Here is a 25944-nt window from a genome sequence, read left to right as displayed (position 1 = left end):
ACAAAGCGATGAATTTGAACGCTCAGCAACTCGACCAGGACGGCTATGACGTGCGCGGTTTCTCGCACGGACTCTACATCGACGGTGCTTGGCGACCGTCCTCCGACGGTCGGCTCATCGATGTCGTCGATCCCTCCTCCGGGGCGGTGATCGCGGCGGTTCCCGATGCGACAGTCGAGGACGCGACCGCCGCCGTCGAAGCCGCGGCCAAGGCGGCCAAAGGATGGCGGGAGACGGCGCCGCGCAAACGCTCGGAAATCCTTCGGCGCTGTTTTGAGCTCATGGTCGAACGCTCCGAAACGCTTGCCATGCTGATCTCGCTGGAGAACGGCAAGGCGCTGCGCGACGCGCGCGGCGAGGTAGCCTATGCAGCCGAGTTCTTCCGTTGGAATGCTGAGGAAGCGGTCCGCATCACCGGCGAGTTCGGCACCGCGCCCTCCGGCAGCAATCGCATCGTGGTCGATTATGAGCCGATCGGAATTTGCGTGCTGATCACACCATGGAATTTTCCGGCCGCTATGGCGACCCGCAAGATCGCGCCGGCGCTGGCGGCAGGCTGCACTGTCGTCCTGAAGCCGGCAAGTGAAACACCGCTGACGGCCTATGCGCTGGCAGCACTCTACAGCGAAGCCGGCGTGCCTACCGGTGTCGTCAACGTGCTGACCACGACCAGTCCCGGGCCGCTGACTTCGGCCATGCTCGCCGATCCACGCGTCAGGAAGCTGTCCTTCACGGGGTCGACGGGTGTCGGCCGAACCTTGCTCGGCGAGGCTTCAAAGCATGTCATTTCCTGTTCGATGGAACTCGGCGGCAATGCCCCGTTTGTCGTCTTCGACGATGCCGATCTCGACGCCGCCCTCGACGGCGCGATGATTGCCAAGATGCGCAACGCCGGCGAGGCCTGCACCGCCGCCAATCGCCTCTATGTGCAATCGGGAATCCATGATGCTTTTGCCGACGGGCTCCGCAAGCGCATGGCGGCACTTAAGGTGGGAGCAGGCCCGAATGCAGACACAGAATGCGGGCCGATGATCACCAGAAAGGCTGTCGACAAGATCGACCGCCTGGTCAAGGACGCCGTGGGCCGGGGAGCCAAGGTGCTTTGCGGCGGGGCGATTTCGGAGGAAGAAGGATTCTTCTATCCGCCCACAGTGCTGTCCAATGTGCCGCCCGATGCGGAGATGGCGCACGAGGAGATTTTCGGCCCGGTGGCACCCATCACACGCTTCGACACCGAGGCCGAGGCGATCGCACATGCTAACAACACGGAATATGGCCTGGCCGCTTATATATACACACGCGATGTTGGACGCGGCATGCGGGTGGCGTCGGGGATCGAGGCCGGCATGATCGGCCTCAACCGGGGACTGATGTCGGATCCGGCCGCACCATTCGGAGGTGTCAAGCAGAGCGGCCTTGGCCGCGAAGGCGGCCAGCACCACGGCATCGCCGAGTTCATGGAGGCTAAATATATTGCCGTCACCTTCTGAACCGGCAGTCATGTCAAAGGACCCTTTCCGCACGCGCGACCATGTGGCCGATTTTGACGATATCGTGGCCGACATAGTGACTCGCAGCGCCGAAAGCCGGGCGACCCTGCCGATGTCGGCTAATATCGCCTATGGCGAGGGCGAGGCCGAAAGGTTGGACCTGTTCTTTCCGCCCGGCGCGCGCAGGGATCTTCCCGTGCACATCTTCATCCATGGTGGCTACTGGCGCATGTTCTCCAGGAGCGACTATTCTTATGTAGCGAACACAGTCACCAAAGCTGGGGCGATCGCGGTCATCGTCGACTATGCGCTGATGCCCGAATTCAGGATGGCGGCAATCGTCGGCCAGGTCCGGCGTGCCAAACAATGGGTGCTGGACCATATCGTCGACCATGGCGGCGACCCTGACCGGCTAAGTGTAAGTGGTCATTCGGCGGGCGCGCACCTGGCCACATTCCTGTTCGAAAAGACGCCACTGCCATCACGCATACGTGCGGCGCTGCTGCTAGGCGGCCTTTACGATCTCAAGCCCCTTCAGACGTCCTTCCTCCAGCCGCTAATCGGAATCACGGACGAGGAGGCAGCTGCCTTCACCCCAATGACGCGGTGGCATGACCCGGGGACGGCAGCGACCATTCTCGTCGGAGATCAGGAAACGTCACCTTTTCACCAGCAGGCCGCCGACTTCAGAAAGCGCTTGCGCGCGCAGGGGCACCTTGTCTGCGACCTCCGCCTGAATGACCGAAACCACATGAACAGCGTGCGTGACCTGGGCATCAGCGGCACACAATCTGGCGATTGCCTGATAGCGATGATCGAAGGAAACGGCCTATAGGAACGGAACCTAGGGAAAGTAGAGCCCGCTTGAAAGTACCGTCACGGGGATCGCGGCACGCTATCGGCATCGGCTGAGCTTTGCGGCAGGTGAAATCCGGCAGAGGATACAACCGATGATTCCTCATCCTCTTTCTCCACACTGCATGCGGGTGGTGCCGATCGACCATCGCGACGCCCACCGCTCGGTCGGCATCATCACCGCGCGGGGCTATGTGCACCACTCCTTCTCCGAACAGCTGATGAACCTCATCCGCACCAATTTGCGCGAACTGGCAAACTGAACATCGCCTTCGGACAGGCACCTTGCACGAGCGCCGAGAATGGTGCGTTGGGAACGCCGTCATTGGCAGCCCAGCCTCACCTGAATATCAGCGCACGCTCAGTCGGTCTGGATCCAGATCGACTTGGTCTCCAGATATTCATGCAGATGTTCGATGCCGCCCTCGCGGCCGTAGCCGGACATCTTCATGCCGCCGAACGGCACCGCCGGGTCGATGGCGTGGTACATGTTGACCCACACCGAGCCGGCCTTGATGCGGCGGGCGAGCTTGTGCGCGGTGCCCAGATGACTGGTGAAAATGCCGGCTGCCAGGCCATAGGGCGTCGCATTGGCCCGCGCAACGGCTTCGTCGAGCGTGTCGAACGGCATCGCCGAAATCACCGGACCGAAGATTTCTTCACGCGCGATGGTCATCTTGTCCGACACCGCGCCGAAGACGGTCGGCGCGATGAAATTGCCGCCGTCGTAGGACTCGCCGGTCAGTCGCGACCCGCCCGCTATCAGTTCCGCGCCTTCGTCGCAGCCGGCCTTGATATAGCCCACCACCTTGCCGGCCTGCCTGGCATTGATGAGCGGGCCGATTTCGGTTTCCGCCTCAATGCCATGGCCGATGCGAAGCCTGCCGGCAAACTCGGCGACCCGGCGCACGAATTCGTCATGGATTTCGCGCGCCACGAACAGCCGCGATCCGGCGATGCAGATCTGGCCCGAATGCACGAACACCGCCATCGCGGCGACAGGAACCGTTTTGTCGATGTCGGCATCCCGGCAGACGATGATCGGCGATTTGCCGCCGAGTTCCAGGGAAACGCGCTTGAGGTTGGTCACGCCCGCCCGCGCGATGGCCTGGCCCGTCACCGTCGAGCCGGTGAAGACGATCTTGTTGACGTCGGGATGTTCTGCAAGCCGCGCACCGGCCTCCGCCCCGGTGCCGGTGACGACGTTGACGACGCCGTCGGGAACGCCGGCTTCCTGCATCAGCCTGGCGATCAGCAGCGGCGTCAACGAGGCATCCTCCGAGGGCTTCAGCACGATGGTGCAGCCGGTGGCGAGCGCCGGCGCGATCTTCCAGATCGAAGCGGCGGTCGGAGCGTTCCAGGCGATGATCGCGCCGACAACGCCCACCGGCTCGCGCCTTGTGAAGCTGACGATCTCGCCAGGGATCGAATTGTCTATGGATTCGCCATGCAGCGCGGTCGCCATGCCCGCATAGAAGCGCAGCATGCCGATGACGCGCCGCCGGTTGGCGAGCGTGCGCGTGATCGGCAGTCCCATGTCGAGAGTGTCGGAAACGCTGAGTTCTTCCCAATGGGTCTCGAAGAGATCGGCGATGCGCAGAAGCACGCACTGCCGCTCATAGGGCGAGAATTTCGACCACGGCCCTTCGAAAGCCGTGCGCGCAGCGGCTACCGCCGCATCGACGTCCGCCGCCGAGCCACGCGGCACGGTGGCCAGCACTTCGCCAGTCGCCGGGTTGAGCGCCTGCATCTCCTGGCCGGACTGTGCCGGAACCCACTTGCCGCCGACGAACATCGGCCGGAATTCGCCGTGGTAGAGCGCCGTGGCCTTCGCCCGCGGGTCGAAATTCAGCGTCATCCCTTCCTCCTCACAATCCGTGGTGACTATGCCTCCCACGCCGGTCGACCTCAAACAAGGAAAGCTAAAAGGGCGTTCAGATAATCGGACTGTGCAATGTACGCGACTCCCCGATGATGCCGGCAATGGAGGAACAGATATGAGACATGCTGGCAAGGTCGCCATCGTCACTGGCGGCGGTTCGGGATTTGGCGAAGGCATCGTCAGGAAATTCGTCACAGAAGGTGCGCGGGTCGTGTTGATGGACCGTGATGAGGCCACCGCGGCCCGCGTTGCTGCCGAAGTCGGCGAAAATGTGCGGCCAATCACTGGCGACGTCTCGACACTCGCAAGCTTCGAAGCGGCGGCAGACCTGGCCCGCTCGGCCTTTGGCGGTCTCGACATACTGGTCAACAATGCCGGCGTGGCCCAGCCGCCCCTGGCGCTCGATACGATGGACGAAGAGATGTTCGACCGGATCGCCAACGGCGGCGTCTCGCCTCGCCCGAATTTGACTTGGTGCAATGCTTCAAGGGCTGGGCGATTGCCGCCACCCGGGCCATGGCCGTGGAACTCGCACCGTTCGGCATCCGCGTCGTCGCCACCATTCCGAGCCTGAGCCACAGCGCCTGCCTGGCGGCAGGCGGTTAGCCGCCGCCGCCCATGGTCACGGACATGAAGGCCCGGAAGGCCGCCGCTGCCGGTTCGATTGATCTGTCACGCGACCAGGCCAGGCCGACATCCATAGTGGGGATGGGCTCGACAAGCCCGCGCACTTCGATGCGCTGCCCCTCCAAGGACCAGGGGCGGTAAACCATGTCGGACAGGACAGTGACCCCCATGCCGGCAGCCACGAGCGACCGCACGGCCTCGACCGAACTGGTGGTAAGGACGGCGCGGAGCGAAAGCCCCGCGGCATCCCAGTAACGGGCGGCCGTCGTACGTGCCTCGTCAACCGTCAGCATGACATAATCTTCCGCCGCCACATCGGTGAGGCTGATTTCCTGTCGCGCGAGCAGGTGATGATCAGCCGAAAGCCAGAGCCGGCGGTTCGACCGCATCAAGACCTCCTGCGCCAACTCCTTGGTGTGCTCCAGGTTCGACACCAGCATCACGGCCATGTCGATGTCCCCGCACATCAACCCGCTTTCGAGAGCGTCTCGGGGCAGTTCCAGCACCTCGACCTCGATCTCGGGATAGGTCTTTCGAAACCGGGCGTAGTGGCGCGACATGTAGTAGCCGACGACCGTGTAGGTCATGCCCAGCCGCAGCTTGCCCGCCAGACCTTTCCTATCGCGCAACGGGCTTCGGACGGCGGCAGCGACGGCCCCGGTGATAACCCGCGCATGTTCAAGAAACCGCGCGCCCTCCATCGTCAATCTTACGCCAGCGTGGTTACGCTCCAAAAGCCGTACGCCCAGGTCAGCCTCAAGCGTCTTTATCGCCGCAGTGACCGCCGATTGCGAGATGTTGAGTTCCACCGCAGCATGACTGACCTGTCCGCTCTCGGCGGTCGCGATAAAATAATCAAGCTGTTTCAAGGTGATGGTCATGGTGCGCTCCGGCCCAGAACCATTATCTGTTTTTTTGATATGACAATCAATAAACTACTATTTCACAAAAGCCTTCGCATGCGCAAAAAATGCTGCAACGCCGCAAAGACGGCAGCTTCGAGGGGTAACAATGCGATGGCGGTGACGCTAAACTGCGACATGGGCGAAAGCTTTGGCCTCTACAAGGTTGGCGATGATATGGGCATGATGCCCATCATCGACGTTGCCAATGTCGCCTGTGGTTTCCACGCTTCTGATCCGGATCACATGCACGCCGCCGTCCGCAGCGCCAAGGCGATTGGCGTCAAGATCGGCGCCCATCCAGGCTTGCCCGACATTCAGGGTTTCGGCCGGCGCGAGATGCGGATGACCCGCGAAGAAGTCAGGAACACCATCATTTACCAGGTGGGAGCGCTTGCCGGCTTCCTCAAGGCCGAAGGTGTGGAACTCCACCACATCAAGCCGCATGGCAGCCTTTACTTCATGGCCATGCAGCAGGAGGCAATCGCCCATGGCGTGTGTGACGCGGCAGAGGTTTTCGGCGTACCCCTCTTCGGCATGACGGGCACCCTGCATGAGAAGATCTATCAAGAGCGTGGTATCCCTTTCGTCGCCGAGTTCTATGCCGATCTCGACTACGATGCCTCCGGCAAGCTGATCTTGACACGCGTTCATGACGCCAAGGACCCCGCAGAGATGGCCGAGCGGTGCGTACGCGCCATCAGGGAGGGCGAGGGCACGGCAGAGGACGGCAGTTTCTTCCCCGTACGCTGCGAAACCATCTGCGTGCATTCCGATACGCCGAACGCCATCGAAATAGCCAGGGCCGTGCGCACCGCAATCGCCCCCTGGCACTGAACTCGACCGAACCCGCCCGCGCGGGCGGTTCCAAATTAGTCTGTCCGCAGTTTTCCGGAGCTTTTTATGGCCCAGATTCTTTCGCCTCTTCCCGGCACTTTTTATCGGAGCGCTTCGCCAGACCAGCCGCCCTACAAGGCGGATGGCGACGCGGTTTCCGCCGGAGACGTAATCGGTCTCATCGAAGTGATGAAGTCGTTCCACGAAGTGAGGGCCGAGACGGCCGGTACGAACATCCGCTTCATTGCCGACAATGAAGACCCCATCATGGCCGGCGCACCTATTGCGGATCTCGACTGATGCTGAAAAAGCTTCTGGTTGCCAACCGGGGCGAGATAGCGGTCAGGATCATCCGGGCCGCGCAAGATTTGGGGATCACCACCGTGGCGGTGTATTCGGCCGCAGACGCCGAGTCGCTCCACGTCCAGCTTGCGGACGAAGCGGTCAACATCGGCCCACCAGCAGCAAAGAAGTCCTATCTCAATGTCGAAGCAATTCTGAAGGCTGCCCGCGACACCGGTTGCGACAGCGTTCATCCAGGCTATGGGTTCCTTGCCGAGAATGCCGCGTTTTCCGACGCGGTCACAGGCGCTGGATTGGTCTTCGTCGGCCCGTCGGGAGATGCGATCCGGATGATGGGAGACAAGGTCTCGGCGCGATCCGCCGCCGCCGCTGCAGGTGTCCCTGTGGTGCCTGGCTCGGCTGGCCGGGTCGAGGGCCTCAAGGCTGGCCACGAGGTGCTGACCGCAACCGGTTTTCCGGTGATGATCAAGGCGGCGGCAGGCGGCGGTGGGCGGGGCATCCGCATCGCCAACTCGCTCGCCGAGTTCGAACAAGCCTTTCCTCAAGCCGAAGCAGAAGCCCTCGCCGCCTTTGGCGACGGTGGCCTCTACATGGAAAAGGTGATCGGCAAGGCCCGCCATATCGAGGTGCAGGTGCTGGCAGACGGAAGCGATGCCATCCACTGCTACGAGCGGGAGTGCTCACTGCAGCGGCGACGCCAGAAGGTTTGGGAGGAGGCGCCGTCGCGCGCACTTTCAGACAGGCTGCGCGAGGAGCTCTGCGCTTCGGCGGTCGCCTTGGCCAAGGCGGTCAAATACTCTGGTGCCGGCACGGTAGAGTATCTTTATGACGATGAAGCAGATCGCTTTTACTTCATCGAGATGAACACCCGTATCCAGGTCGAGCACCCGGTCACCGAAGCGATCACCGGCATCGACCTCGTTGCGGAGATGCTTCGCATCGCCGGCGGCGAGAAGCTGCGGATCCGGCAAGGCGATGTCTCCGTCAAGGGGCATGCGATCGAAGTCCGGCTCAATGCCGAAGACCCGGCGAAGGAGTTCGCTCCATTCCCGGGGCAGGTGGCCGAGCTTCGCATTCCCGGCGGTCCGGGCGTACGCTTCGATTCGATGCTCTACCAAGGCTATCAGGTGCCGCCCTTTTATGATTCGCTGCTTGCCAAGCTGATCGTGCATGCAGAGACGCGCGAGGCGGCGATAGTGCGCCTGATCCGCGCGCTCAACGAGTTGAAGATCGGCGGGCTCAAGACCACCAAGCCGCTGTTTCTTGCGCTGGCCGCCGATCCGGCGGTGCGGGCGGGAGACGTGCATACCCGCTGGCTGGAAGGCTGGCTCATCGAAAACGCCGCAGCATTAGCGGGTTAAGGAGGGACCGATGTCGATACGATTCAACTTCGGCGGTGACGAACATATCTTCGGCGAGGTGTCCGAAGAAATGTCGCTCACCTCCTTCTTTACCGGCCTTTCGATGACCAACGCGGTGCGTACGGCAGGCATTCGAGGTGTCACCGAGATCTGCCCAGCCAACGCCAGCTTCCAGATTCGCTTCAACCCCGACATCGTCAAGCCGCAGGATTTGCTCCGCGAACTGAAGTCGATGGAAGAGGCGGCCTCGAAGGCGGACCCGGTGCTGAAGACCCGGATCATCGAACTGCCGGTTTATTTCCAGGATCCATGGACGCGTGAAACCTGCTTGCGCTTCCGCGAGCGCCATCAGGACCCGTCCTCCACCGATCTTGAATATTCGGCCCGCATCAACGGCTACGCCACGGTGGAAGAGTTTATCGCGGCCTATTCCGGCCAGCCCTGGTTCGTATCCATGGTCGGCTTCGTCGCCGGACTGCCCTTCCTGTACCAGATGGTTGAGCGCAAGAAACAGATTCAGGCGCCGAAATACTTGCGTCCACGCACCGACACTCCCAAGCTCACCATTGGCCATGGCGGCTGCTTTGCAGCGATCTATTCGGTGCGCGGCGCTGGCGGCTACCAGATGTATGGCATAACCCCGGCCCCGATCTACGACCCGACCAGGAAGGTGCGCTACCTCTCCGATGACATGTGCCTGTTCAAGCCAGGCGACATCGTCAAGTTCAAGGCCATTGGCCGCGATGACTACGACGCCACGCTGGAGGAAATCGAAGCCAATCGGTGGCAGCCGACGGTTCGCGAGTGCACCTTCAGCCTGAAGGACTTCAACAGCGATATCTACGGCACCAATGCAAAGCTGATGGAGCTTATCAATGGCCGTTAAGGTAATCTCTCCCGGCCTCTCCACTTCCGTGCAGGACCTTGGCCGACCAGGCCACTATCATGTCGGCATTCCCGAAGGCGGCGGCATGGACCGCTTTGCCACACGCATCGCAAACCTGCTTGTCGGCAACGATCCGGGTGCCGCGGTGCTCGAAGCCACCTTCATGGGCCCCGAACTCGAATTCACCCAATCCGCGGTCGTCGCCGTCACGGGTGGAGAGCTCCCACCCAAACTCAATGGCGAGGAACGGCCTACCTGGGAAAGCTTTCCGGTCAAGGCCGGTGACCGGCTTTCCTTCGGCTTCCTCAAGGGCGGCGCGCGCGCTTATCTGGCCGTCTCCGGCGGCATCGACGTACCCGTGGTTCTCGGTTCGCGCTCGACTTACATTCTGGGCGCACTCGGCGGCCATCAGGGCCGCACGCTGAAGGCGGGTGATGAGCTTCCCCTCGGCGAAGGTTCCGGCAAAGCCGGTCTTTCACTGCCTGCAAATCTGCGCCGCGCGGGCAATAGTCCGGCGGAACTCAGAATGCTTCCCGGCATGTACTGGCATCGGATCACCGAGGCTGCCGGCAATCGGTTCTTTGAGGAAACCTGGAAGGTCGCGCCCGAAGCCGACCGCATCGGCTATCGCTTCCGGGGCGGGACGCCGCTGGAGTTCGTCGAGCGCGAGCAGCCTTTCGGTGCGGGCTCCGACCCCTCGAACATCGTCGATGCCTGCTATCCCTACGGATCCGTCCAGGTGCCGAGTGGCACGGAGCCGATCGTTCTTCACCGGGACGCGGTTTCGGGTGGCGGGTACATGATGCTGGGCGTGGTGATATCGGCCGACATGGACCTTATCGCCCAGCTCCAGCCGCACACCCCGGCGCGCTTCGTTCCGGTGACGCTGGAAGACGCGCTTGCCGCGCGAACCGAACAGCGCGCCGCGCTGGCGCGTGCTGAAGGGCATCTGGCCGGCTGACGTCAGCCGGAAAAATGCCGGCGGAGGAGCCGGTGGCGAGGAGATCGGCCGGCCAAAACCGACCGTGCGTGGCGGAAGACAAAATCCGGTGCGCGAAACGACAAGACGACGCCGGGCAACGGCGTGAATTTGGCATCCGAGCAGTCCGCTAGAGACCGCCGGAACCGACAGGGGAAGACATTTGCAACGTGACTGGCCGCAAGGCCGGATGCTTCGCGCCTTTCCGTCGGTAGAAAGAAGGAAAGGGTCATGAGTCATCTGAGCGCGGAGAACGTCTCGGTATCGTTTGCGGGGCTGAAGGCCCTGTCATCGGTAGACCTCCAAATTACGCCCGGCCGCATCAGTGGCCTCATCGGCCCGAATGGCGCTGGCAAGACCACGCTCGTCAACGTGCTGACCGGCTTCCAGGCACCGACGGAAGGCACCGTCAAGCTCGACGGGGCGGCACTCACGGGTCTCAAGCCTCATCAGGTCCGGCGGCGCGGCATCGCCCGCACCTTTCAGGGTGGGCGGCTCTTCCGCGACCTGCCTGTGCTGGACAATTTGGAGGTAACCGGCGTTGGTCTGGGAATGAGCCGGCGCGCTGCCGTCGCCGAAGCGGAAGCGATGCTCGACTGGATAGGCATCGGTGCGCTGGGCACCCGCATTGCCGGAACGTTGCCATATACGGACGAGCGCCGCGTCGCCATTGGCCGCGCCCTGATGGGACGGCCCGCATACATCCTGCTCGACGAGCCCGCGGCTGGCATGAGCGCACTGGAGGCGCGGGAGCTTTCGGCCCTGATAAGACATATCGCCAGCGATCTCGGCTGCGGTGTCCTGCTCATCGAGCACAATGTCGGGCTGGTGCTCGGCCTCTGCCAGCATATCGTCGTGCTCGATTCCGGAGCGATCATCGAGGAAGGCCCGCCTGCCGCGATCCGCGACAGCGAAAAGGTGCGCCACGCTTATATGGGCACAGCCGCAAACACCGACCTGCCTGTGCTGGAGGCGATGGAATGAGCCTGCTCGCCCTTTCCGATATCACCATCCGCTACAGCCGTCTCACGGCGGTCCGAAATGTCTCCTTCTCCATGGACGAGGGAGAAATCCTGTTCATCACCGGCCCGAACGGAGCCGGGAAGTCTTCGCTGCTGCGCGCGATCGCCGGTGTTACGCCGGTGGCGGGCGGGCGGATCGACCTTGCAGGTCATGAGATCACCGGCCAGGCGCCGGAGAACATCGCCCGGCTCGGATTCTCCATGGTGCCGGAGGGGCGCGATGTCTTCGGCTCGCTGACGACCGAAGAGAACCTTCTGGTCGGAACCGGCATGCACGCCCGCGAACGCGGCTGGCGCGGCCGAGCGGCCGACGAACTCGAAGCCGTCTACGCAACCTTCCCGATGCTGAAAGAGAGGCGGCACGGGCAGGCGGGATTGCTGTCCGGCGGGCAGCAGCAAATGCTGGTCATCGGACGCGCGCTGATGACCAATCCGCGGCTTGTAGCCATCGACGAGCCTTCGCTGGGCCTCGCCCCCAACATCAACGACCAGGTCTACGAGCGGCTGATCGCGCTGCGTGCGCAGCGCCAGCTCACGCTCCTGATCGTTGAGCAGAGCTCGGCCCGGGCGATGATGGTGGGCGGGAGGATGATCCTGATGCGTGGCGGACAGATCGTGCTCGATGGCGACGCGCGGACGCTCGGCAATGGCGAGGCGATCCAGGCTGCCTATTTCGGCTACGAGGACAATTGAGATGCTTCAGATCCTGTTCGACGCACTCTCGCTTGGCTCGCTGTACGCGCTCGGAGCGCTTGGCATTGCCCTCATCTTCGGCGTCATGCGGCTGGTGAACTTCGCGCATGGCGACGTCATCGCCTTCTGCGTCTTCGCGCTGCTATGGCCGTCTACGGACGCAATGGCCATCGTCTTCGCCGGCCAATTGCCGTGGTACCTTCTGGTTCCCTTCGTCCTCCTCTGCGGGGCCGGGCTGTCGGTTTTGTGCGAAATCGTCGTCTTCAGGCGGTTCCGCCAGGCAAATCCGGCAACCATGATGATCGCCTCCTTCGCGCTCGGTTTCGTAATTCGCTACTTCCTGCTCATGCTGTTCTCCAGTCGGCCGAAATCGATTTCGCTGCTGCCCGAACTGTCCCAGCCGGTGGCGATCCTCGGTGCCCGGCTTCCCCTCCTCCAACTCATAACGATCGTGACTACGATGGTCATCCTGATCGGCCTGACATTGTTCCTGCGTCAAACTCGCTTCGGCCTGGAGATGCGGGCGGCGGCCGAGAATTTCTCGATGGCCCGCATGCTGGGTGTGCGTGCGAACCGGGTCATCATGGGTGCGTTCGCCCTCTCCGGCGCGTTGGCCGCCGCCATTGCGCTGATCTTTGGCGCCCAGACAGGCACGCTGGACATCCAGATGGGCGCCTCGATCATGTTGATGGCCTTCATCGCCACCGTCATTGGCGGCCTCGGCAGCCTTGGGGGGGCCGTGCTCGCCGGCTTCCTGCTGGGTGCCGCCTCGGTGATCATGCAGGTCATGCTGCCCATCGACGCCCGGCCATTCCGCGATGCCTTTGTCTATGGAGCGGTCATCCTCGTCCTCCTCTTCCGCCCGCAGGGGCTTATTGCCGCGCGCGGCACCAAGGAAAGGGTCTGATTTCATGGGTGTCGCCGCCTCCCTCACCAACTCTACCGCTGCCGGTGCCGCGGCTGCCGAGCGAAAGCCCGCCCGCTTCGCGCTTGCCCGCCGCACAATCCTGACGCCGGTCCTGCTTTCTCTGCTGCTGCTGGCCATCGCGCTGATCACGGTGATGACCGGATCGCGGCCCTTCAACCAGACGGTGATCGACGTGTTCGTCCGTGTCATCCTCGTCGTGGGCCTATACATCTTTATCGGAAATTCCGGCGTTCTCAGCTTCGGGCATATCGGCTTCACCTGCCTTGGCGCCTACGCGGCCGCATGGCTCACCATCAATCCGATGATGAAACGCGGTTCGCTGCCGGGACTGCCCGAATGGCTGCTGGCGACCCGTTTGCCCTACTGGCAATCGGCTGTGCTGGCGGCATTGTTCGCCGCCCTCGCCGCTCTCATTTTCGGGCGGGTGCTGATGCGGCTATCGGGCATCGCGGCTTCGATCGCGACCTTCGCGATGCTCGCCATGATCAACACAATTTATTCCAACTGGGAGAGCGTGACCGGAGCGACCTCATCGGTCGTCGGCATTCCGATCGTGCGCGTGATCTGGCCGTATCTCATCGGCGCCGTGGTCGCAATCTTCATCGCCTGGGCGCACGCGATCTCCCGGTCCGGCCTGGCCCTTCGTGCTGCCCGCGACGAGCCCACCGCCGCCGCGGCTTCCGGTATCGACATTCCCAGGGAAAGACTGGTGGCGTTCGTCGTATCGGGCGCGGTGATGGGGCTGGGCGGTGCGCTCATGGCTCATTCCATCGGCGTGGTCACACCCGATACATTCTATCTCGGTCTCACCTTCATCACCCTTTCCATGCTCGTCGTCGGCGGCATGGGCAGCCTGTCGGGGGGTGTGGTGGGTGTCGTCCTGCTGTCCGCCCTCATCCAGGCGCTGCGCTGGCTGGAGGCAGGCGTACCGCTCGGCGAGTCCACTTTCGCCCTCCCGAAAGGGGTTCAGGAAATAGCCCTCGGCGTCATCATGATCGTGATCCTCGCGCTTCGCCCATCCGGACTCATGGGCAACCGCGAGCTCACCTTACCTCGCAGCAGTCGCAACAAGTGACCGGCGGCACAAGCCCGACCGGAAAACAAAAAAGGAGACGTGCATGACATACAAAATGAGAATTGTCGCAACCGCTCTGGCCTCGATGTCCATCACATACCCGGCCCTGGCAGATGACAAGACCATCGTCGTCGGCTTCGCCACTGCGGAGTCGGGCTTCATGGAGGCCTATGACAAGCCTGCCCAGGAGGCGGCCTTGATCCGCATCGACGAGATCAATGCGGCTGGCGGTCTGCTTGGAAAGCAGATCAAGGTCGTCAAGGCCGACACCAAGTCCGACCGGGCCGAGGGCGCCAAGGCGGGCCTTTCCGTGCTCGACCAGGGTGCCGATCTCGTGGTCGTCTCCTGCGACTACGACTTCGGATCGCCGGCTGCGCTCGCGGCCGAGGACGCGGGCCGTATCTCCTTCTTCCTGTGCGCGGAATCGGTCAAGGCCGGTATCCAGGGTGTCGGCCCGCACAGCTTCTCCGCGTCTGTGCTGGCGGCCGTGCAGGGAGCGACCATGGCCGAATGGGCATTCAAGGAAAAGGGCGCAAAGGACTTCTACCGTCTGCTCGATACCTGGACGGCCTACAACAAGGGCATCTGCGACGGCTTCGACTGGATGATGCCGAAGCTCGAAGCCCAGGGCGCGAAGCTTGTCGGTGAAGACACCTTCAAGAACGAGGATGCCTCCATTGCCGCGCAGATCACCCGCATCAAGTCTCTGCCGAAGGAGCCGGATGCGATCATGCTTTGCACGATGATGCCGGGCGCCGTCTCGGCCATCAAGCAGCTTCGCGCCGCGGGTATCAACTCCATGATCCTGAATGGATCGGGCGTCGACGGTAGCTATTGGCTCTCGGCTGTGCCCGATCTGACGAACTTCTACGTCCCCGTTCAGGGATCGATCTATGGCGACGATCCCAATCCGGCCGTGCTGAAGTTCAATGCCACCTACAAGCAGAAGACAGGCGCCGATCCATCGAGCCAGTATGTCTTTCCGGGTTACGTCATGGTCGACGTCTGGGCCAAGGCGGTGGAGCGTGCAGGCACGGCCGATGCCGACGCGGTCGTCGCGGAACTGGAAAAGATGAAGAATGAGCCGACACTGTTCGGGCCTCGTACCTTCACGCCGGAACTGCATCACCAGAACCAGACCCGGTACCTGATCGTCGAGACCAAGGCCGGCAAGCCGGGTGTTGTAGGCAACTGGACGATTTCCGAGCCGGTACCGATGGAAGCCTTGCTCAAGTAGGAAAGATGGCCGGATAAGTCCGGCCCTTCATATGCGAAAGGCCCGGTTCTTTTGGGACGACCGGGCCTTTCGTCTTTTGAGGATCTCGCCTTTGGAAAAAACGAGGGCGGCCCGCTTGGACCGCCCTCGTCGCCCGATGAATTCAGATTTTCGCTATCCTCGCGCTTTGCGGTACGAATCCTTGAGCGCTATGAGCTCCCCCGAGAAAGCGAAGATATCGCAGCCGTCGACTTCGATTTGCTGCCCCGCTGCCGTGGTGCCGACGAAGCGCCATGATGAAAGCCCGGTGTCGCCCGTCACGATGTGCCGTCCCCTGATCCACGCGGCTTTCGGGAAGGCATCGAACAGCGCTGCATAGGCGACGCGCACTGCGTCACGCCCCACATGCTTGCGCCCTTCGGCATCGGGGCCGGCCGAGCCGTGGAAAGCGCAATTCTCAACCATGCAGTCCATCAGCGCGCCCACGTCGCGAGCGTTCCAGGCCGCGAGGAACCGGTCGAGCACGGCGAGCCGCCTGGCTGCGAGATCGCCAGCCTCAACGACCTCGACCTCGAGAAAGGCGAGCGGCGCATCGCCGGCATTGATGACATTGTGGGCCACACCCGTCCGCCGCGAGTAGGGCACCCCTTGAGTGAGAGCGGCTTGCGACTGCGCGCCGTCCGGGCCTTCGAGACCGAGCTTGCCGTCCGTAAGCGGCACGATGACGTAGTCATGGCCATGGATGTGCCAGCCGGTCTCGGCCCCGGTGGCAAAGCGCCATTCGGTGACCCGAAAGCGTTCGTCGTCGATATGGATGACCGGTTCGGCTTTCATGCGGGTCATTCAAGTCCCTCCTTGGCAACCGCACCGGTCAGGCGCTCAAGCGTCCGGCCCATGCGCGTCATGATTTCCTTCACATCGTCTTCTGTCGAGATCATCGGCGGGCAGAGCGCGAGCTGGTCGCCGATGGCGCGGAAGATGAGGCCTTCATCGTGGCCGATCCCTGCTGCGATAGCCCCTGCACGCCCAACTTTGGTGAAGGGGCGTTTCGTCGCCTTGTCTAGCACCAGCTCAACGGCGCCGATAAGACCGGTGCCCCGCGCTTCGCCGACAAGCGGGTGATCGGCGAATGAGCGGATGCCGGCCTGGAACGACGTCTCAAGGCGGGCCGCGTTTCCGATCAAGTCCCGCTCCTCGAAGATGGCGAGGTTTTCGAGACCCACCGCCGTCGCGACCGGATGACCCGACGCCGTGAAGCCGTGGCCGAAATTGCCGATCGTTGCGGTGTTGTCGGCGATCGCCTGATAGATCGCATCGGAGAAAATGACGGCGGCAAGCGGCATATAAGACGACGTGATTTGCTTGGAGACCGTCATGATATCAGGCGTGAAGCCGTATTTCTGAGCGCCGAAAGGCGTGCCGAGCCGCCCGAAACCACAGATCACCTCGTCTGCTATCAGAATGATATCATTTGCCCGGCAGATTTTCTCCACGCCTTCCCAGTACCCGACCGGCGGCGGCAGAACGCCGCCGGCTGCCATAAGCGGCTCGCCTATGAAGGCTGCGATGGTGTCAGCTCCTTCTTCCGCGATCACCGCTTCCAGCTCGGCGAGCAGGCGCGCCGTGAAGGCGGCTTCGTCTTCGCCTTCCATACCGAAGCGATAGAAGTGCGGACAGGTCAAATGGCGAACGGGAATCGCCGGCAGATCGAAGTCGCGATGGTTGACCGGCAGGCCCGTCAGGCTGCCGGAGGCGACGGTGATGCCGTGATAGCCCTTGGTCCGTGCCAGGAATTTCTTCTTTTTTGGCCGGCCCAGCGCGTTGTTCATGAACCACATCATCTTGACGATGGTGTCGTTGGCTTCCGAGCCCGACGACGTGAAGAAGACACGCGTCAGGTTTTCCGGCGTCATCTCCACAAGTTTCTCCGCCAGCCGGATGGATGGCTCATGCGCCTTGGAAGAGAAGGTGTGGTAGTAGGGCAGCTTCAGCATTTGCTGGTAGGCAGCGTCGGCCAACCGCTTTTCCGAAAAGCCGACGCCCACCGACCAAAGCCCGGCGAGCCCTTCGATGTATTCCTTGCCGCGTTCGTCATACACACGGATGCCGTCGCCTCGGCTGATGATCAGCGGCCCGGTTTCCTCGTGCTGACGCAGGTTTGTGTAGGGGTGCATGGAGGTGGCGATGTCGGCGGCGGCGAGAGAGTTGGAAAGCGCATCCATGGAAGTCCTCAGCGGCTTGGGGAAATGGTTCGGGCGGTGAGTTCGAGATAGTCCTCGATCCCATGCGTGGAGCTTTCACGATTCGGGAAACGAATCATGGCAGGCTGTTGGAATGGGTGTCGATGATCCGCCGCATCAGCGCGGCGACGTCGCGCGCATTCGGCGGATCGGAGTGGATGCAGACGGTGTCGAAGTCGACCGGGCGGATCGTACCGTCTGTCGTGACGAGTTCGCGTCGGGTAAGCGCCCCCACCATGCGACGCTCGGCAAGCTTCAGGTCGATGGCCGACTGGACGCGCGGGATGATCAGGCTGCCGCCGGGAGCGTAGGCAAGATCGGGAAAGAACTCGCCCACGAAGGCAACGCCGAGTTCGGCTGCCGCCGTCTCGTGACAGGTTCCCGCCATGCCGAAGAGAGGGACGCCGAACGGCTTGACCGCCGCGGCAATTGCTCGCGCAGTGTCCACATCGTGCGCGGCCATGCCGTAAATGATGCCATGCGGCTTGACATGACTGAGCTGCCCGCCCTCGGCGGCCAGCATTCCTGTCAGCGCACCGATTTGGTAGAGGAAGGCGGCTGTCAGTTCCTCGGGCTGAAGTTTCATCTCGCGCCGGCCGAACCCCTCGCGATCGGGAAGGGACGGATGCGCGCCAACCTGCTTTCCGTGCGAAAGCGCGAGCCGCACGGTCTTCAGCATCGTCCATGGATCGGAGGCGTGGAAGCCGCATGCGATGTTGGCGCAATCGATGTGAGGCATGATGCCGGCATCGTCGCCGAAACGCCAGTTGCCGTAACTTTCCCCCATGTCGCAGTTCAGGGTGACCATGGTTTGCTTGCCTCAGCCCAGAGTGTTCGACGCCCAGCCGGGGGCGATGTGCGGGAATTCCGGCGGTGGTTCGCGCTCATGCAGCAGTCGAAGCACGCGCGGCGGCGTCAGTGGCAGCTGCCGCACCGGCTTGCCGATGGCGCGTGCCACAGCGCAGCCGATCGCCGCGCCCACGGCCAGGATCGGGACCTCGCCCGCGCCCTTGGTGCCTAGAGGTCCCATCGACGGTGCGCCCTCGTAGAGATCGGCGGCGACCGGGATCACGTCCTGCGCCAGCGGCAGGCGATAAGTCTCGAAATCGTCCTGCGCGATGCGTCCGTCAGCGGTGATCGTCACCTCCTCATGCAGGGCGTAGCCGAGACCCTGCACGACACCACCCTGTATCTGGCCCATGACCGCGCGCGGGTTGAGTGCGCGGCCGACATCCTGCACCACGCGATAGGCCAGCACCTCGACATGGCCGGTGTCCGGATCAACCGCCACCTCGGCCTCGTGAACGACGAAGACGGGGATGTCGAGCGCATCGATGAAGTGCCCCATCGCGCAGCCGGACATTGCCGGAGTGTTCCTGGCGGTAAAGGCTCCGCTTCCGGTGATCGGGCCGGTGGTTGCCTGCGCATGGGCGACCACAGCGGGGATCGACATGCCGGAACCGGGACGTCCCGTGATCTCGACACGACCGTCCCGCAGCACCAAGTCTTCCGGTCGGGTCTGCAGCATCTCGCCAGCGGTCCGCAGCAGCTTCTCCCGCACTTCCGCGCAGGCAGCCACACTTGCCGCGCCGATGGACACGGTGGTTCGTCCGCCGCCAACGCCGACATCGAGACCGGCGGCATCCGTGTCGGCTTCGCGCACGATCACCTGGTCGGGAGCGAGGCCGAGTTGCCCGGCCACGATCTGCGGCAGGGATTGCACCATCGTGCCGGAACCAATCTCCACACCCGACGTGACCAGTGTTGCACTGCCGTCGGCGTTCAAATTCACCGTCGCCGCCGAAGGCCCGACGAAAACGAACCATGTGCCGACCGTGGTTGCAATACCATAGAGCCTGCCGTCGGCCTCGGCCTCTGACGTACCGGTACTGGCGCGCAGTGTCTCCATGCGATCGAGCATCGGACCCAGCACGTCGGCCTCGAAAACCTGGCCCGTGGCACCGAGATCGCCATCTCCCAGGACATTTTTCTTCCGGAACTCCATCGGGTCGAAGCCTAGCGCATCACAGATTTCGTCGGTGTGTCGTTCCAAAGCGAATGTGTTGTAGACGCCGTTGCAAGCCCGGAAAGCACCGTTGGGTGGTGTGTTGGTGTATACGGCGCGGCTGACGAGCCGCGTTGCGCCAACCCTGTAATTGCCGCCCAGCGTGTGCGCCGTCATCGTCGTCAGAAAAACCTGTTCGCCTCCATACGCGCCGCAGTCCATCAGCACGACCGCCTCGCGCCCGGCGATGTATCCTTCGGCAGTGACAGCGGACCGGATGCGGATTTCCGCATTCTCGCGGCAGAGGCAGGTTGCCATCTCTTCCTGTCGGGTATTTTCCAGGACCACCGTGCGCCCGGTCATCCGCGCCAGAAGTGCAGTGATAGGCTCGATGGATGCATCGAATTTCAGGCCGAACCCGCCGCCGACAGGGGGTACAGTGACCCGCACACGCCCGGGCGGAAGCTGCATGACCCTTCCGGTGACGTTGCGCACGGTCCAAGGCACCTGCGTCGAGGTCTGTATGTGAGCACGGCCGTCCTCCCAGGAGCCGATGGCAACGCGCGGTTCGAAGGGCACATGGTTCTGCCGGCCGACGGTAAAGCTGCTCTCGACAATGCGTATGTCGGGGCGGGCGAAGGCCGCATCGACGTCGCCGCGACTGGATTTTGCCTCCCATGCGATGTTGCCGGCACGCGCACCGCCCTCGGTGATCACCTCATAGCCGCGCCAGCCCTCGTGGACGAGACGGGCGGCGGGCTGGAGCGCTTCGGCCATGGTGGACACCGGTGCCAGCGGCTCGACCTCAAGCACGACGACTGCAAGCGCCGCCCGCGCCTGCTTCTCCGTTTCGGCGGCAATGACGGCGATTGGTTCGCCGTGATAGCGGATCGTGTCGATGGCCAGGAGCGGATGGTCGGCAATGCCGATGCCGTAGAGCCCTGGCGCATCGGCGCCGGTCGCCACCGCGCGCACACCAGGACAGCGAAGTGCTGCCGAAACGTCGAGCTTGCGGATCCGGCCAGCGGGAACGGTCGACCGCAGCAGCACCGCATGCAACATGTCGGGGCGAACTCGGTCGTTGGTGTATTTCGTGCGCCCGCGCAGCTTGTCCTGCGCATCGCGGCGGGAAAGATTCATCACCGTGGCGGACAGCTCAGACATGGATGCCTCCTACCACCTGGCCAGCCATCCGCGCTTGGTCGAGGCAGTCGGCCACGGCGTCGACGATCCGCTCATATCCGGTGCAGCGGCAGATGTTGCCGGCCATCGCGGCCTTGATTTCGGGACGGCTCGCATGCGGATTGTCACGCACGAACGCCGAAAGGCTCATGACCATTCCCGGAAAACACATGCCGCATTGCACGGCGTCGGCGGCCTCTAGACTGGCCTGGAGCGGGTGCAGCGCCTGGTTTCCGGAACTCAATCCCTCGATGGTCGTCACCGCGCATCCCTGGACGAGGCCAATCGGCTTCAGGCAGGACGGCACCGCCTCATCGTCGACATGTACGGTGCACGCGCCGCAGAAGCCTTCGCGGCACACGGCTTTGGTCCCCGTCAGGAATCGTTCCTGCCGCAGGATGTCGACGAGCGGCGTCATCGGATCGCCATCAAAGCGGCAGTCCTCGCCATTCAGCTGGAATATCACGGTCATACCAGGCGCCCGGTCTTGAGAAGTGCGGCAACACCGCGCTTGACCAGCGGGGCAAGAACCTGGCGCCGGTACCAACCCTCCGCTTCCTTGCCGTCGCGGCCCTGAAAATCATTGTGCTCCAGCGCAAGCCCGGCGGCGCGTTCCGGATCGAACGCAGAGGCCGAGTCCGCCGCCATGGCCTGTTCGAGCGCCGTCCAGCGCCGCGCTACCGGCTCCACCGAGCCGACGGCGATGCGACATCGTTTGTCTTTGTCTACCGCAAGCGAGACGATGGCGACCGGATAGTCGCCGGCTTTCCGAAGCGGCAGGCGGATATGAGCACTTGCGACAAGGTCGCGGCGCAGATGAATTCTCGTCACAATCGCTTCGGCCAGCAGCGTATGCCTGTCCTTGAGGAAATCTGAAATACCGAGAAGTTTTGGGCCTTCGAACGTCTCCAGTTCCACCGCCGCCTCACAGACGAGAAGCGCAGGGGCGAGATCGGCGGCGGCAAAGTCGAGGGCACAAAGGTTGCCGCCCACGGTGGCGACCTTTCGGATGCCGGGATTGGCCGCATTCTCCGCCGCGGCAACCAGACCTTCGAAGCCCACTGCCCCGTGCAACGCGCGGCCAAGGACTGCATGGGTAACGGCTGCGCCGATCACGACATGGTCCGGTTCGATTTCGACCTTGGACAAGGCGGGTATTCGGTGGAGTGCGACCACCGCCTCGGGAAGATCGACCCCGCGCCGTGGATCACGCATCATCCAGGTGCCGCCGGCAAGCACCGCCGCGCCTTGCCGGCGTGCGGCCATTGCCTCTTCAATCGTGCTGGCTGCGGTGAACGATCGTTCCACGCTTGGTGCCATCTGTCATACCCCTCGGAAGCAGCCAACTTTCGCGGCGCTGCGGCATTGTTGCTCCAGCTTTAGGCTCCTGTGAAATAGTAATTCTTTGAGTATCGTATCGAAAAAACAGATAACTCTGCGGCGTGCTCTTTGGCGCTCAGGCCCAGTGAGCGACCGTGCGTTTCTCAAAGCTCTCACGGAACTGGGCGGTGGTTTTGGGGAGCAGTTCGCCAGTCTCCCAGTCGAGGATCACGGCATAGTGCCGAACCGCATCGAGCGTATCGATCTCGCCGGAGCGGTATTTGCGCGCGACCTCCTCAGGATCCATGCGTGCCCAGTCCTTCCGTTTCGCCCGGATGTCGGCACGGCAGGCTTCGGTTGCCGTCCCGTCGATTTCGTACTGGCACAGGTCGCGGTCGATTTCGCGGATCACCACGCCGTAGTCAGTCTTGGCGCGCTCCAGAGAAACGTAGTCGTCGATCACGTCCTCCATCACCTTGCGGGGCTCGCGCTGCAGTGGATCGCCGAAACCGCCGCCGCCGGCGGTCGGACGAGCGAACTGGTCGCCTGTGTGGACGGAGTAATCGGAGAATACGGAGCCGAGCCAGATCTCGGTCTCTTCTCCGGCGCGCTTCATGGTCAAGCCGTGGGGCATCGACGGCAGGCCTCCTTCGACACCCCAGACGACAGCGCGCTCGCGGTCGCAAATATAGGACATGACGGCATTTTCAGCCTCAAGCAGCAACGAGGTCTTCTGCACGCCGACGCCGCCCCGCCATTTACCGGGTCCGGCTGAATCCTGCTTGATTTGGAACTCGACCGTCCGAGTCGGATTCACCCGTTCGTTGCCTTCGTTCGGTTGCGACATCAACCCGGTTCCGAAGCAGGCGGTGGTGACATCGGCACCATCCTTGCCGTTGCGCCCGCCCCAACCGCCGGGCAGCCATTCGTAGAACATGAAGATCGGCTTTTCGGGTTTGCGCGCGTCCCGTCCCCCGGCCAGCAGATATTCGAGGTTGAAGGCGCAGGCGATAGCGCGTTCGGGCATGATCTTCGACCACATCTCGAAGATCGCGTTCATGATCTTTTCGAACGGCATCAGGAACCCGGTCACCGCCACCGGCCATTCCGCACTGACGATGCTGTTCTTTGGCGCAGTCACCTCGATCATCCGGTAAAATCCGCTGTTGAGCGGGAGGTCCGGAAAGAAGGTTTTCATGCCGGCGACCACGGCCGAGAAGGTCGCGCCCGGGGCGGAATTGTACATCGAGGCAATGGTCGAATGGCTTCCCGTAAAATCGTAGTGGATCGTGTCGCCCTTGATCGTCATCTTGATGCGGATCGGGATCATGCCTTCGCCGGCACCGAGATCCCGGTCGATGTAGTCGACCGTCTCCCAGGTGCCGTCGGGTAGCTCCGCGAGACGCTTTCGCACGGCACGTTCGACGTAATCCTGAACCTCCTCCATCCCGCGCATGACCTGGCCACGCCCGTACTTCTTGACCAGCCGCAGCAGTTCGCGCTCGGCGGCCTGCGTCGCCTGCGCCTGGGAATGGATGTCGCCAATGATCGACGCGGGATCGCGCGTGTTGGCCGCGATCATGTTGGCAACATCGGAGCAGAAGCGGCCGCGCTGGAAAAGGCGCAGCGGCGTGATCCGCAGGCCTTCGCGGAACATGTCGCGGGCGGTGACGTCGAAGGAACCCGGCACCGAGCCGCCGAGATCCGACCAGTGTCCGTTCGACTGGGAGAAGCCGATCAGTTTGTCTTCATCGAAGATCGGTCGGACGAGCCGAACATCGCTGAAATGCGTACCGCCGGCATAGGGATCGTTGATTGCGTAGACGTCACCGGGTGCCATATCGCCTTCGAAAACCCGGATCACCTCCTTGCATGTGTTGTGCAGTGTGCCGACATGGACCGCGATGTCGTAGTTGCCCTGGGCAACGGAGTTGCCATCGGCGTCGTGCAGGGCGTTCGAAAAGTCTCGGTTGTAGATGACGAAGGAATAGCAGGTGCGAAGCATCTGTTCGGCCATCTGGTCGACGGTGGTGATGAAGGAGTTCTTCAGCACCTCGAACGTTACCGGATCGAGGCCAGGGCTCGTTTCAATCAGCTTTGTCATGTCTCAGCCTTTCGTCACGATGAGAATGTTCAGGAAGTCGTCGACGGTGGCGCTCATTCCCGGCGGAACCACGGTGGTGGAATCGAACTGTTCGACGATGGCGGGTCCCGCAAAGGCAGCGCCGGCCCTGAGTTGATCGCGTTCATAGACAGCCGCATCATGAGATACGCCGTCGAACCAGACGCCGCGGCGGCCGAGCGGCTCGGGCACATGAGGCAAGACTTCGTGTCGCGGCATCTCGGCTTTCGGGACGATGCCGATCGCCTTGACCGCGATGCGGAAGATCGACACCGGCGCCTCTTCGCGGCGGTAGTTGAACTCGCGTTCGTGCTCGTTGTGGAATGCCTCTATCAGCGAGCAGATGCTCTCGATCCGCGCCGGGGCTGACACCGCGAGCGAGCGCCACTGGCCCTGGTACATCATCTCGACCGTACGCTGCAGCGCCATGTCTTCGCGCGCCACGCCCTCATGGGTCAGACGCTCAACCGCCTGTTCTTCCATCAGAACAAAGGCCGTCTGCATCTCGGCGGGCGAGACCGTCGAAGCATCGGCCATGAAGCTTTCGGAGAAATCATGCTGCACGTCGACGAGAAGGCAACCGAGCGCGGAGGTGACGCCAGGATTGGGCGGCACGATCACGGTTGGAATCGAAAGCTCCTTCGCCACGGCCGCTCCGTGCAAAGCGCCTGCACCGCCGAATGCGACGAGCGCAAAGTCTCGTGGGTCATAGCCCCGGCTGATGGAGAGAAGCCGGACGGCATTGCCCATATTGGCGTTGGCGACGGCGATGATCGCCTCGGCCGCCTGGTGGAGTTCCATGCTGAAGGGTGTCGCCACAGTCTCCTGCACCGCCTGGGCGGCCAGGGCGGGGTCGAGCGTGATCTTGCCGCCCGCAAGGCTGGTGCCGAGACGACCGAGCACGACGTTGGCGTCGGTGTTGGTGGCAATGCGGTTGCCATTCTTGTAACAGGCCGGGCCCGGAAAGGCGCCGGCGGACTGCGGTCCGTTGCGCAAGCTGCCGCCCTCGTCCTGCCATGCCAACGAACCGCCGCCCGCGCCGATGGTCAGCACCTCGATGGAGGGGAAGCGGATCGGATATCCGAATTCGATGTACCAGTCTTTTGTGATGCGCGACTCCCCGTTCCATGCGAGCGAGACGTCGGTGCTGGTGCCGCCCATGTCGAAGCCGATCGAGTTCTGGAAGCCACAGAGATTTCCGATGAAGCGGCTTGCGATCGCACCGGCGGCGATGCCCGATCCTGCGAGCCGGGCTGAGAAATCCCTGACGCTTGCGGGTGTCATGACCCCGCCACCGCTGTGCAGCAACAGGAGATCTCGCTTGTATCCGGCCGCGGCAAGCTTTTCTCCGAGACGCGACACGTAGTCGACGACGACCGGGGCGCAGACGGCGTTGGCCATGGTGGTGGAAAAACGCTCGTGCTCGAAGATTTCCGGCATCACCTCCGAGGAGATCGAAACCGGCAGATCCGGCATGGCCTCCTTCAGAATCTCACGCATACGGCGCTCATTGGCGCCGTTGACATAGGAGTTCATGAAGCAGACGGCGATGGACTTGACCTGCCGTTTGACGAGAATTTCCGCGACGCGGTGAGCGGCCTCTTCGTCCAGTGCTTCCAGGATCGTGCCCTCGGCACTGACCCGTTCCCGGACTGTCAGCCGGTCGCGCCGCGGGATATAGGGCTTGGCGACATCCTTGTAGGTGTCCCAGAGGTCTTCCTTGTTGGCGCGGCGGATCTCGACAACATCACGGAAACCCTCGGTGCAGACCATTGCGGTGCGTGGCAGGCGGCGGGTGATCAGCGCATTGGTGGCGACCGTCGTACCATGAGAGAACAGCGTCACCTCCGAAAGATCGATGCGGCCCTGCTCCACGCCATTCATGATCGCCTGCATGGGATCGTCAGGCGTGGAGGCGGTCTTCTCGATGCGGATCGCGCCGCTATCTTCGTCCATGATGCAGATGTCGGTGAAAGTCCCTCCGACATCGACGGCAACTCTTATTCTGCTCATGACAGT

General features: G+C 62.9%; 24 protein-coding genes. 14 read left to right on the top strand and 10 right to left on the bottom strand.

The window, feature by feature from the left end; translation table 11 throughout:
- Window positions 1–8: 8 nt before the first annotated feature.
- The 3 genes from EOA13_RS17250 (at window position 9) to EOA13_RS17240 (ending at window position 2608) form a co-directional block, all read left to right on the top strand.
- Window positions 9–1490: an NAD-dependent succinate-semialdehyde dehydrogenase gene (locus EOA13_RS17250; protein ID WP_127294335.1), complete on the top strand. Its 1482-nt coding sequence runs from the start codon at window positions 9–11 to the stop codon at window positions 1488–1490.
- A 10-nt stretch (window positions 1491–1500) separates the two neighbouring features.
- On the top strand, window positions 1501–2325 hold the full coding sequence (locus EOA13_RS17245) for an alpha/beta hydrolase (RefSeq protein WP_164780123.1): 825 nt from the start codon (window positions 1501–1503) through the stop codon (window positions 2323–2325).
- 115 nt (window positions 2326–2440) lie between these two features.
- The gene (locus tag EOA13_RS17240) at window positions 2441–2608 is read left to right on the top strand and encodes a hypothetical protein (protein WP_245490407.1); all 168 of its coding nucleotides are present in this window, start codon (window positions 2441–2443) and stop codon (window positions 2606–2608) included.
- A gap of 98 nt (window positions 2609–2706) precedes the next feature.
- Here the strand turns inward: EOA13_RS17240 and EOA13_RS17235 are convergent, their stop codons facing one another.
- Window positions 2707–4203 carry an aldehyde dehydrogenase family protein gene (locus EOA13_RS17235; RefSeq protein WP_127294333.1) on the bottom strand — a complete coding sequence of 499 codons (1497 nt, stop codon included), beginning with the start codon at window positions 4201–4203 and terminating at the stop codon, window positions 2707–2709.
- Window positions 4204–4342: 139 nt separating this feature from the next.
- On the opposite strand from EOA13_RS17235, the gene EOA13_RS17230 reads away from it, so the two are divergent.
- Window positions 4343–4801 carry an SDR family NAD(P)-dependent oxidoreductase gene (locus EOA13_RS17230; protein WP_245490406.1) on the top strand — a complete coding sequence of 153 codons (459 nt, stop codon included), beginning with the start codon at window positions 4343–4345 and terminating at the stop codon, window positions 4799–4801.
- A gap of 28 nt (window positions 4802–4829) precedes the next feature.
- Here the strand turns inward: EOA13_RS17230 and EOA13_RS17225 are convergent, their stop codons facing one another.
- Window positions 4830–5735 (bottom strand): LysR family transcriptional regulator, encoded by a 906-nt coding sequence (locus tag EOA13_RS17225; RefSeq protein ID WP_127294331.1) that lies wholly within the window; start codon window positions 5733–5735, stop codon window positions 4830–4832.
- 135 nt (window positions 5736–5870) lie between these two features.
- Between EOA13_RS17225 and EOA13_RS17220 the strand changes: the two genes are divergently transcribed.
- From EOA13_RS17220 to EOA13_RS17175, 10 genes are all read left to right on the top strand, one after another.
- Window positions 5871–6593: a LamB/YcsF family protein gene (locus tag EOA13_RS17220; RefSeq protein ID WP_127294393.1), complete on the top strand. Its 723-nt coding sequence runs from the start codon at window positions 5871–5873 to the stop codon at window positions 6591–6593.
- Between the two features lie 66 nt (window positions 6594–6659).
- A complete protein-coding gene (locus EOA13_RS17215) occupies window positions 6660–6893 on the top strand; it encodes an acetyl-CoA carboxylase (RefSeq protein WP_013533152.1) in 234 nt (77 codons plus the stop codon).
- On the top strand, window positions 6893–8257 hold the full coding sequence (locus EOA13_RS17210) for an acetyl-CoA carboxylase biotin carboxylase subunit (protein ID WP_127294330.1): 1365 nt from the start codon (window positions 6893–6895) through the stop codon (window positions 8255–8257). Before EOA13_RS17215 ends, EOA13_RS17210 begins: the two co-directional genes overlap by 1 nt.
- 10 nt (window positions 8258–8267) lie before the next feature.
- Complete coding sequence (locus EOA13_RS17205) at window positions 8268–9143, top strand: carboxyltransferase domain-containing protein (protein WP_127294328.1); 876 nt, start codon at window positions 8268–8270, stop codon at window positions 9141–9143.
- Window positions 9133–10104 (top strand): biotin-dependent carboxyltransferase family protein, encoded by a 972-nt coding sequence (locus EOA13_RS17200; protein ID WP_127294326.1) that lies wholly within the window; start codon window positions 9133–9135, stop codon window positions 10102–10104. Before EOA13_RS17205 ends, EOA13_RS17200 begins: the two co-directional genes overlap by 11 nt.
- A gap of 249 nt (window positions 10105–10353) precedes the next feature.
- A complete protein-coding gene (locus EOA13_RS17195) occupies window positions 10354–11106 on the top strand; it encodes an ABC transporter ATP-binding protein (protein WP_127294324.1) in 753 nt (250 codons plus the stop codon).
- A complete protein-coding gene (locus tag EOA13_RS17190) occupies window positions 11103–11837 on the top strand; it encodes an ABC transporter ATP-binding protein (RefSeq protein WP_127294322.1) in 735 nt (244 codons plus the stop codon). The genes EOA13_RS17195 and EOA13_RS17190 overlap by 4 nt, the downstream gene beginning before the upstream one ends.
- A 1-nt stretch (window position 11838) precedes the next feature.
- Window positions 11839–12744, top strand: a complete 906-nt coding sequence (locus EOA13_RS17185) for a branched-chain amino acid ABC transporter permease (RefSeq protein ID WP_127294321.1) — start codon at window positions 11839–11841, stop codon at window positions 12742–12744.
- Between the two features lie 4 nt (window positions 12745–12748).
- Window positions 12749–13840 (top strand): branched-chain amino acid ABC transporter permease, encoded by a 1092-nt coding sequence (locus tag EOA13_RS17180; RefSeq protein WP_127294320.1) that lies wholly within the window; start codon window positions 12749–12751, stop codon window positions 13838–13840.
- Between the two features lie 43 nt (window positions 13841–13883).
- On the top strand, window positions 13884–15077 hold the full coding sequence (locus EOA13_RS17175) for an ABC transporter substrate-binding protein (protein WP_127294318.1): 1194 nt from the start codon (window positions 13884–13886) through the stop codon (window positions 15075–15077).
- 153 nt (window positions 15078–15230) lie between these two features.
- Here the strand turns inward: EOA13_RS17175 and EOA13_RS17170 are convergent, their stop codons facing one another.
- The 8 genes from EOA13_RS17170 to EOA13_RS17135 all read right to left on the bottom strand — a co-directional run bounded on the left by EOA13_RS17170 (window position 15231) and on the right by EOA13_RS17135 (window position 25938).
- Entirely contained in the window at window positions 15231–15899 is a 669-nt protein-coding gene (locus tag EOA13_RS17170) for a nuclear transport factor 2 family protein (protein ID WP_127294316.1), read from the bottom strand.
- A complete protein-coding gene (locus tag EOA13_RS17165; RefSeq protein ID WP_127294314.1) occupies window positions 15896–17278 on the bottom strand; it encodes an aspartate aminotransferase family protein in 1383 nt (460 codons plus the stop codon). Before EOA13_RS17165 ends, EOA13_RS17170 begins: the two co-directional genes overlap by 4 nt.
- A 94-nt stretch (window positions 17279–17372) precedes the next feature.
- Window positions 17373–18104 carry a LamB/YcsF family protein gene (locus EOA13_RS17160; protein ID WP_127294312.1) on the bottom strand — a complete coding sequence of 244 codons (732 nt, stop codon included), beginning with the start codon at window positions 18102–18104 and terminating at the stop codon, window positions 17373–17375.
- Window positions 18105–18116: 12 nt separating this feature from the next.
- Window positions 18117–20465 carry a xanthine dehydrogenase family protein molybdopterin-binding subunit gene (locus EOA13_RS17155; RefSeq protein ID WP_127294310.1) on the bottom strand — a complete coding sequence of 783 codons (2349 nt, stop codon included), beginning with the start codon at window positions 20463–20465 and terminating at the stop codon, window positions 18117–18119.
- A complete protein-coding gene (locus tag EOA13_RS17150) occupies window positions 20458–20955 on the bottom strand; it encodes a (2Fe-2S)-binding protein (RefSeq protein ID WP_127294308.1) in 498 nt (165 codons plus the stop codon). The genes EOA13_RS17155 and EOA13_RS17150 overlap by 8 nt, the downstream gene beginning before the upstream one ends.
- A complete protein-coding gene (locus EOA13_RS17145) occupies window positions 20952–21803 on the bottom strand; it encodes an FAD binding domain-containing protein (RefSeq protein WP_127294306.1) in 852 nt (283 codons plus the stop codon). The genes EOA13_RS17150 and EOA13_RS17145 overlap by 4 nt, the downstream gene beginning before the upstream one ends.
- 136 nt (window positions 21804–21939) lie before the next feature.
- Window positions 21940–23907, bottom strand: a complete 1968-nt coding sequence (locus EOA13_RS17140) for a hydantoinase B/oxoprolinase family protein (RefSeq protein WP_023808991.1) — start codon at window positions 23905–23907, stop codon at window positions 21940–21942.
- Between the two features lie 3 nt (window positions 23908–23910).
- A complete protein-coding gene (locus EOA13_RS17135) occupies window positions 23911–25938 on the bottom strand; it encodes a hydantoinase/oxoprolinase family protein (RefSeq protein WP_127294304.1) in 2028 nt (675 codons plus the stop codon).
- Window positions 25939–25944 lie beyond the last annotated feature (6 nt).

The sequence above is a fragment of the Mesorhizobium sp. M7A.F.Ca.US.011.01.1.1 genome, from assembly GCF_003998295.1.
GTDB lineage: Bacteria > Pseudomonadota > Alphaproteobacteria > Rhizobiales > Rhizobiaceae > Mesorhizobium.
Note: the sequence above shows the minus strand (reverse complement) of the source record. Positions and strands in the feature narration are given on the sequence as shown.

Excerpts from the sequence above, each read along its gene's own strand:
- EOA13_RS17250 (WP_127294335.1), top strand. The coding sequence starts at position 9 with ATGAATTTGAACGCTCAGCAACTCGACCAGGACGGCTATGACGTGCGC.
- EOA13_RS17245 (WP_164780123.1), top strand. The coding sequence starts at position 1,501 with ATGTCAAAGGACCCTTTCCGCACGCGCGACCATGTGGCCGATTTTGAC.
- EOA13_RS17240 (WP_245490407.1), top strand. The coding sequence starts at position 2,441 with ATGATTCCTCATCCTCTTTCTCCACACTGCATGCGGGTGGTGCCGATC.
- EOA13_RS17235 (WP_127294333.1), bottom strand. The coding sequence starts at position 4,203 with ATGACGCTGAATTTCGACCCGCGGGCGAAGGCCACGGCGCTCTACCAC.
- EOA13_RS17230 (WP_245490406.1), top strand. The coding sequence starts at position 4,343 with ATGAGACATGCTGGCAAGGTCGCCATCGTCACTGGCGGCGGTTCGGGA.
- EOA13_RS17225 (WP_127294331.1), bottom strand. The coding sequence starts at position 5,735 with ATGACCATCACCTTGAAACAGCTTGATTATTTTATCGCGACCGCCGAG.
- EOA13_RS17220 (WP_127294393.1), top strand. The coding sequence starts at position 5,871 with ATGGCGGTGACGCTAAACTGCGACATGGGCGAAAGCTTTGGCCTCTAC.
- EOA13_RS17215 (WP_013533152.1), top strand. The coding sequence starts at position 6,660 with ATGGCCCAGATTCTTTCGCCTCTTCCCGGCACTTTTTATCGGAGCGCT.
- EOA13_RS17210 (WP_127294330.1), top strand. The coding sequence starts at position 6,893 with ATGCTGAAAAAGCTTCTGGTTGCCAACCGGGGCGAGATAGCGGTCAGG.
- EOA13_RS17205 (WP_127294328.1), top strand. The coding sequence starts at position 8,268 with ATGTCGATACGATTCAACTTCGGCGGTGACGAACATATCTTCGGCGAG.
- EOA13_RS17200 (WP_127294326.1), top strand. The coding sequence starts at position 9,133 with ATGGCCGTTAAGGTAATCTCTCCCGGCCTCTCCACTTCCGTGCAGGAC.
- EOA13_RS17195 (WP_127294324.1), top strand. The coding sequence starts at position 10,354 with ATGAGTCATCTGAGCGCGGAGAACGTCTCGGTATCGTTTGCGGGGCTG.
- EOA13_RS17190 (WP_127294322.1), top strand. The coding sequence starts at position 11,103 with ATGAGCCTGCTCGCCCTTTCCGATATCACCATCCGCTACAGCCGTCTC.
- EOA13_RS17185 (WP_127294321.1), top strand. The coding sequence starts at position 11,839 with ATGCTTCAGATCCTGTTCGACGCACTCTCGCTTGGCTCGCTGTACGCG.
- EOA13_RS17180 (WP_127294320.1), top strand. The coding sequence starts at position 12,749 with ATGGGTGTCGCCGCCTCCCTCACCAACTCTACCGCTGCCGGTGCCGCG.
- EOA13_RS17175 (WP_127294318.1), top strand. The coding sequence starts at position 13,884 with ATGACATACAAAATGAGAATTGTCGCAACCGCTCTGGCCTCGATGTCC.
- EOA13_RS17170 (WP_127294316.1), bottom strand. The coding sequence starts at position 15,899 with ATGACCCGCATGAAAGCCGAACCGGTCATCCATATCGACGACGAACGC.
- EOA13_RS17165 (WP_127294314.1), bottom strand. The coding sequence starts at position 17,278 with ATGGATGCGCTTTCCAACTCTCTCGCCGCCGCCGACATCGCCACCTCC.
- EOA13_RS17160 (WP_127294312.1), bottom strand. The coding sequence starts at position 18,104 with ATGGTCACCCTGAACTGCGACATGGGGGAAAGTTACGGCAACTGGCGT.
- EOA13_RS17155 (WP_127294310.1), bottom strand. The coding sequence starts at position 20,465 with ATGTCTGAGCTGTCCGCCACGGTGATGAATCTTTCCCGCCGCGATGCG.
- EOA13_RS17150 (WP_127294308.1), bottom strand. The coding sequence starts at position 20,955 with ATGACCGTGATATTCCAGCTGAATGGCGAGGACTGCCGCTTTGATGGC.
- EOA13_RS17145 (WP_127294306.1), bottom strand. The coding sequence starts at position 21,803 with ATGGCACCAAGCGTGGAACGATCGTTCACCGCAGCCAGCACGATTGAA.
- EOA13_RS17140 (WP_023808991.1), bottom strand. The coding sequence starts at position 23,907 with ATGACAAAGCTGATTGAAACGAGCCCTGGCCTCGATCCGGTAACGTTC.
- EOA13_RS17135 (WP_127294304.1), bottom strand. The coding sequence starts at position 25,938 with ATGAGCAGAATAAGAGTTGCCGTCGATGTCGGAGGGACTTTCACCGAC.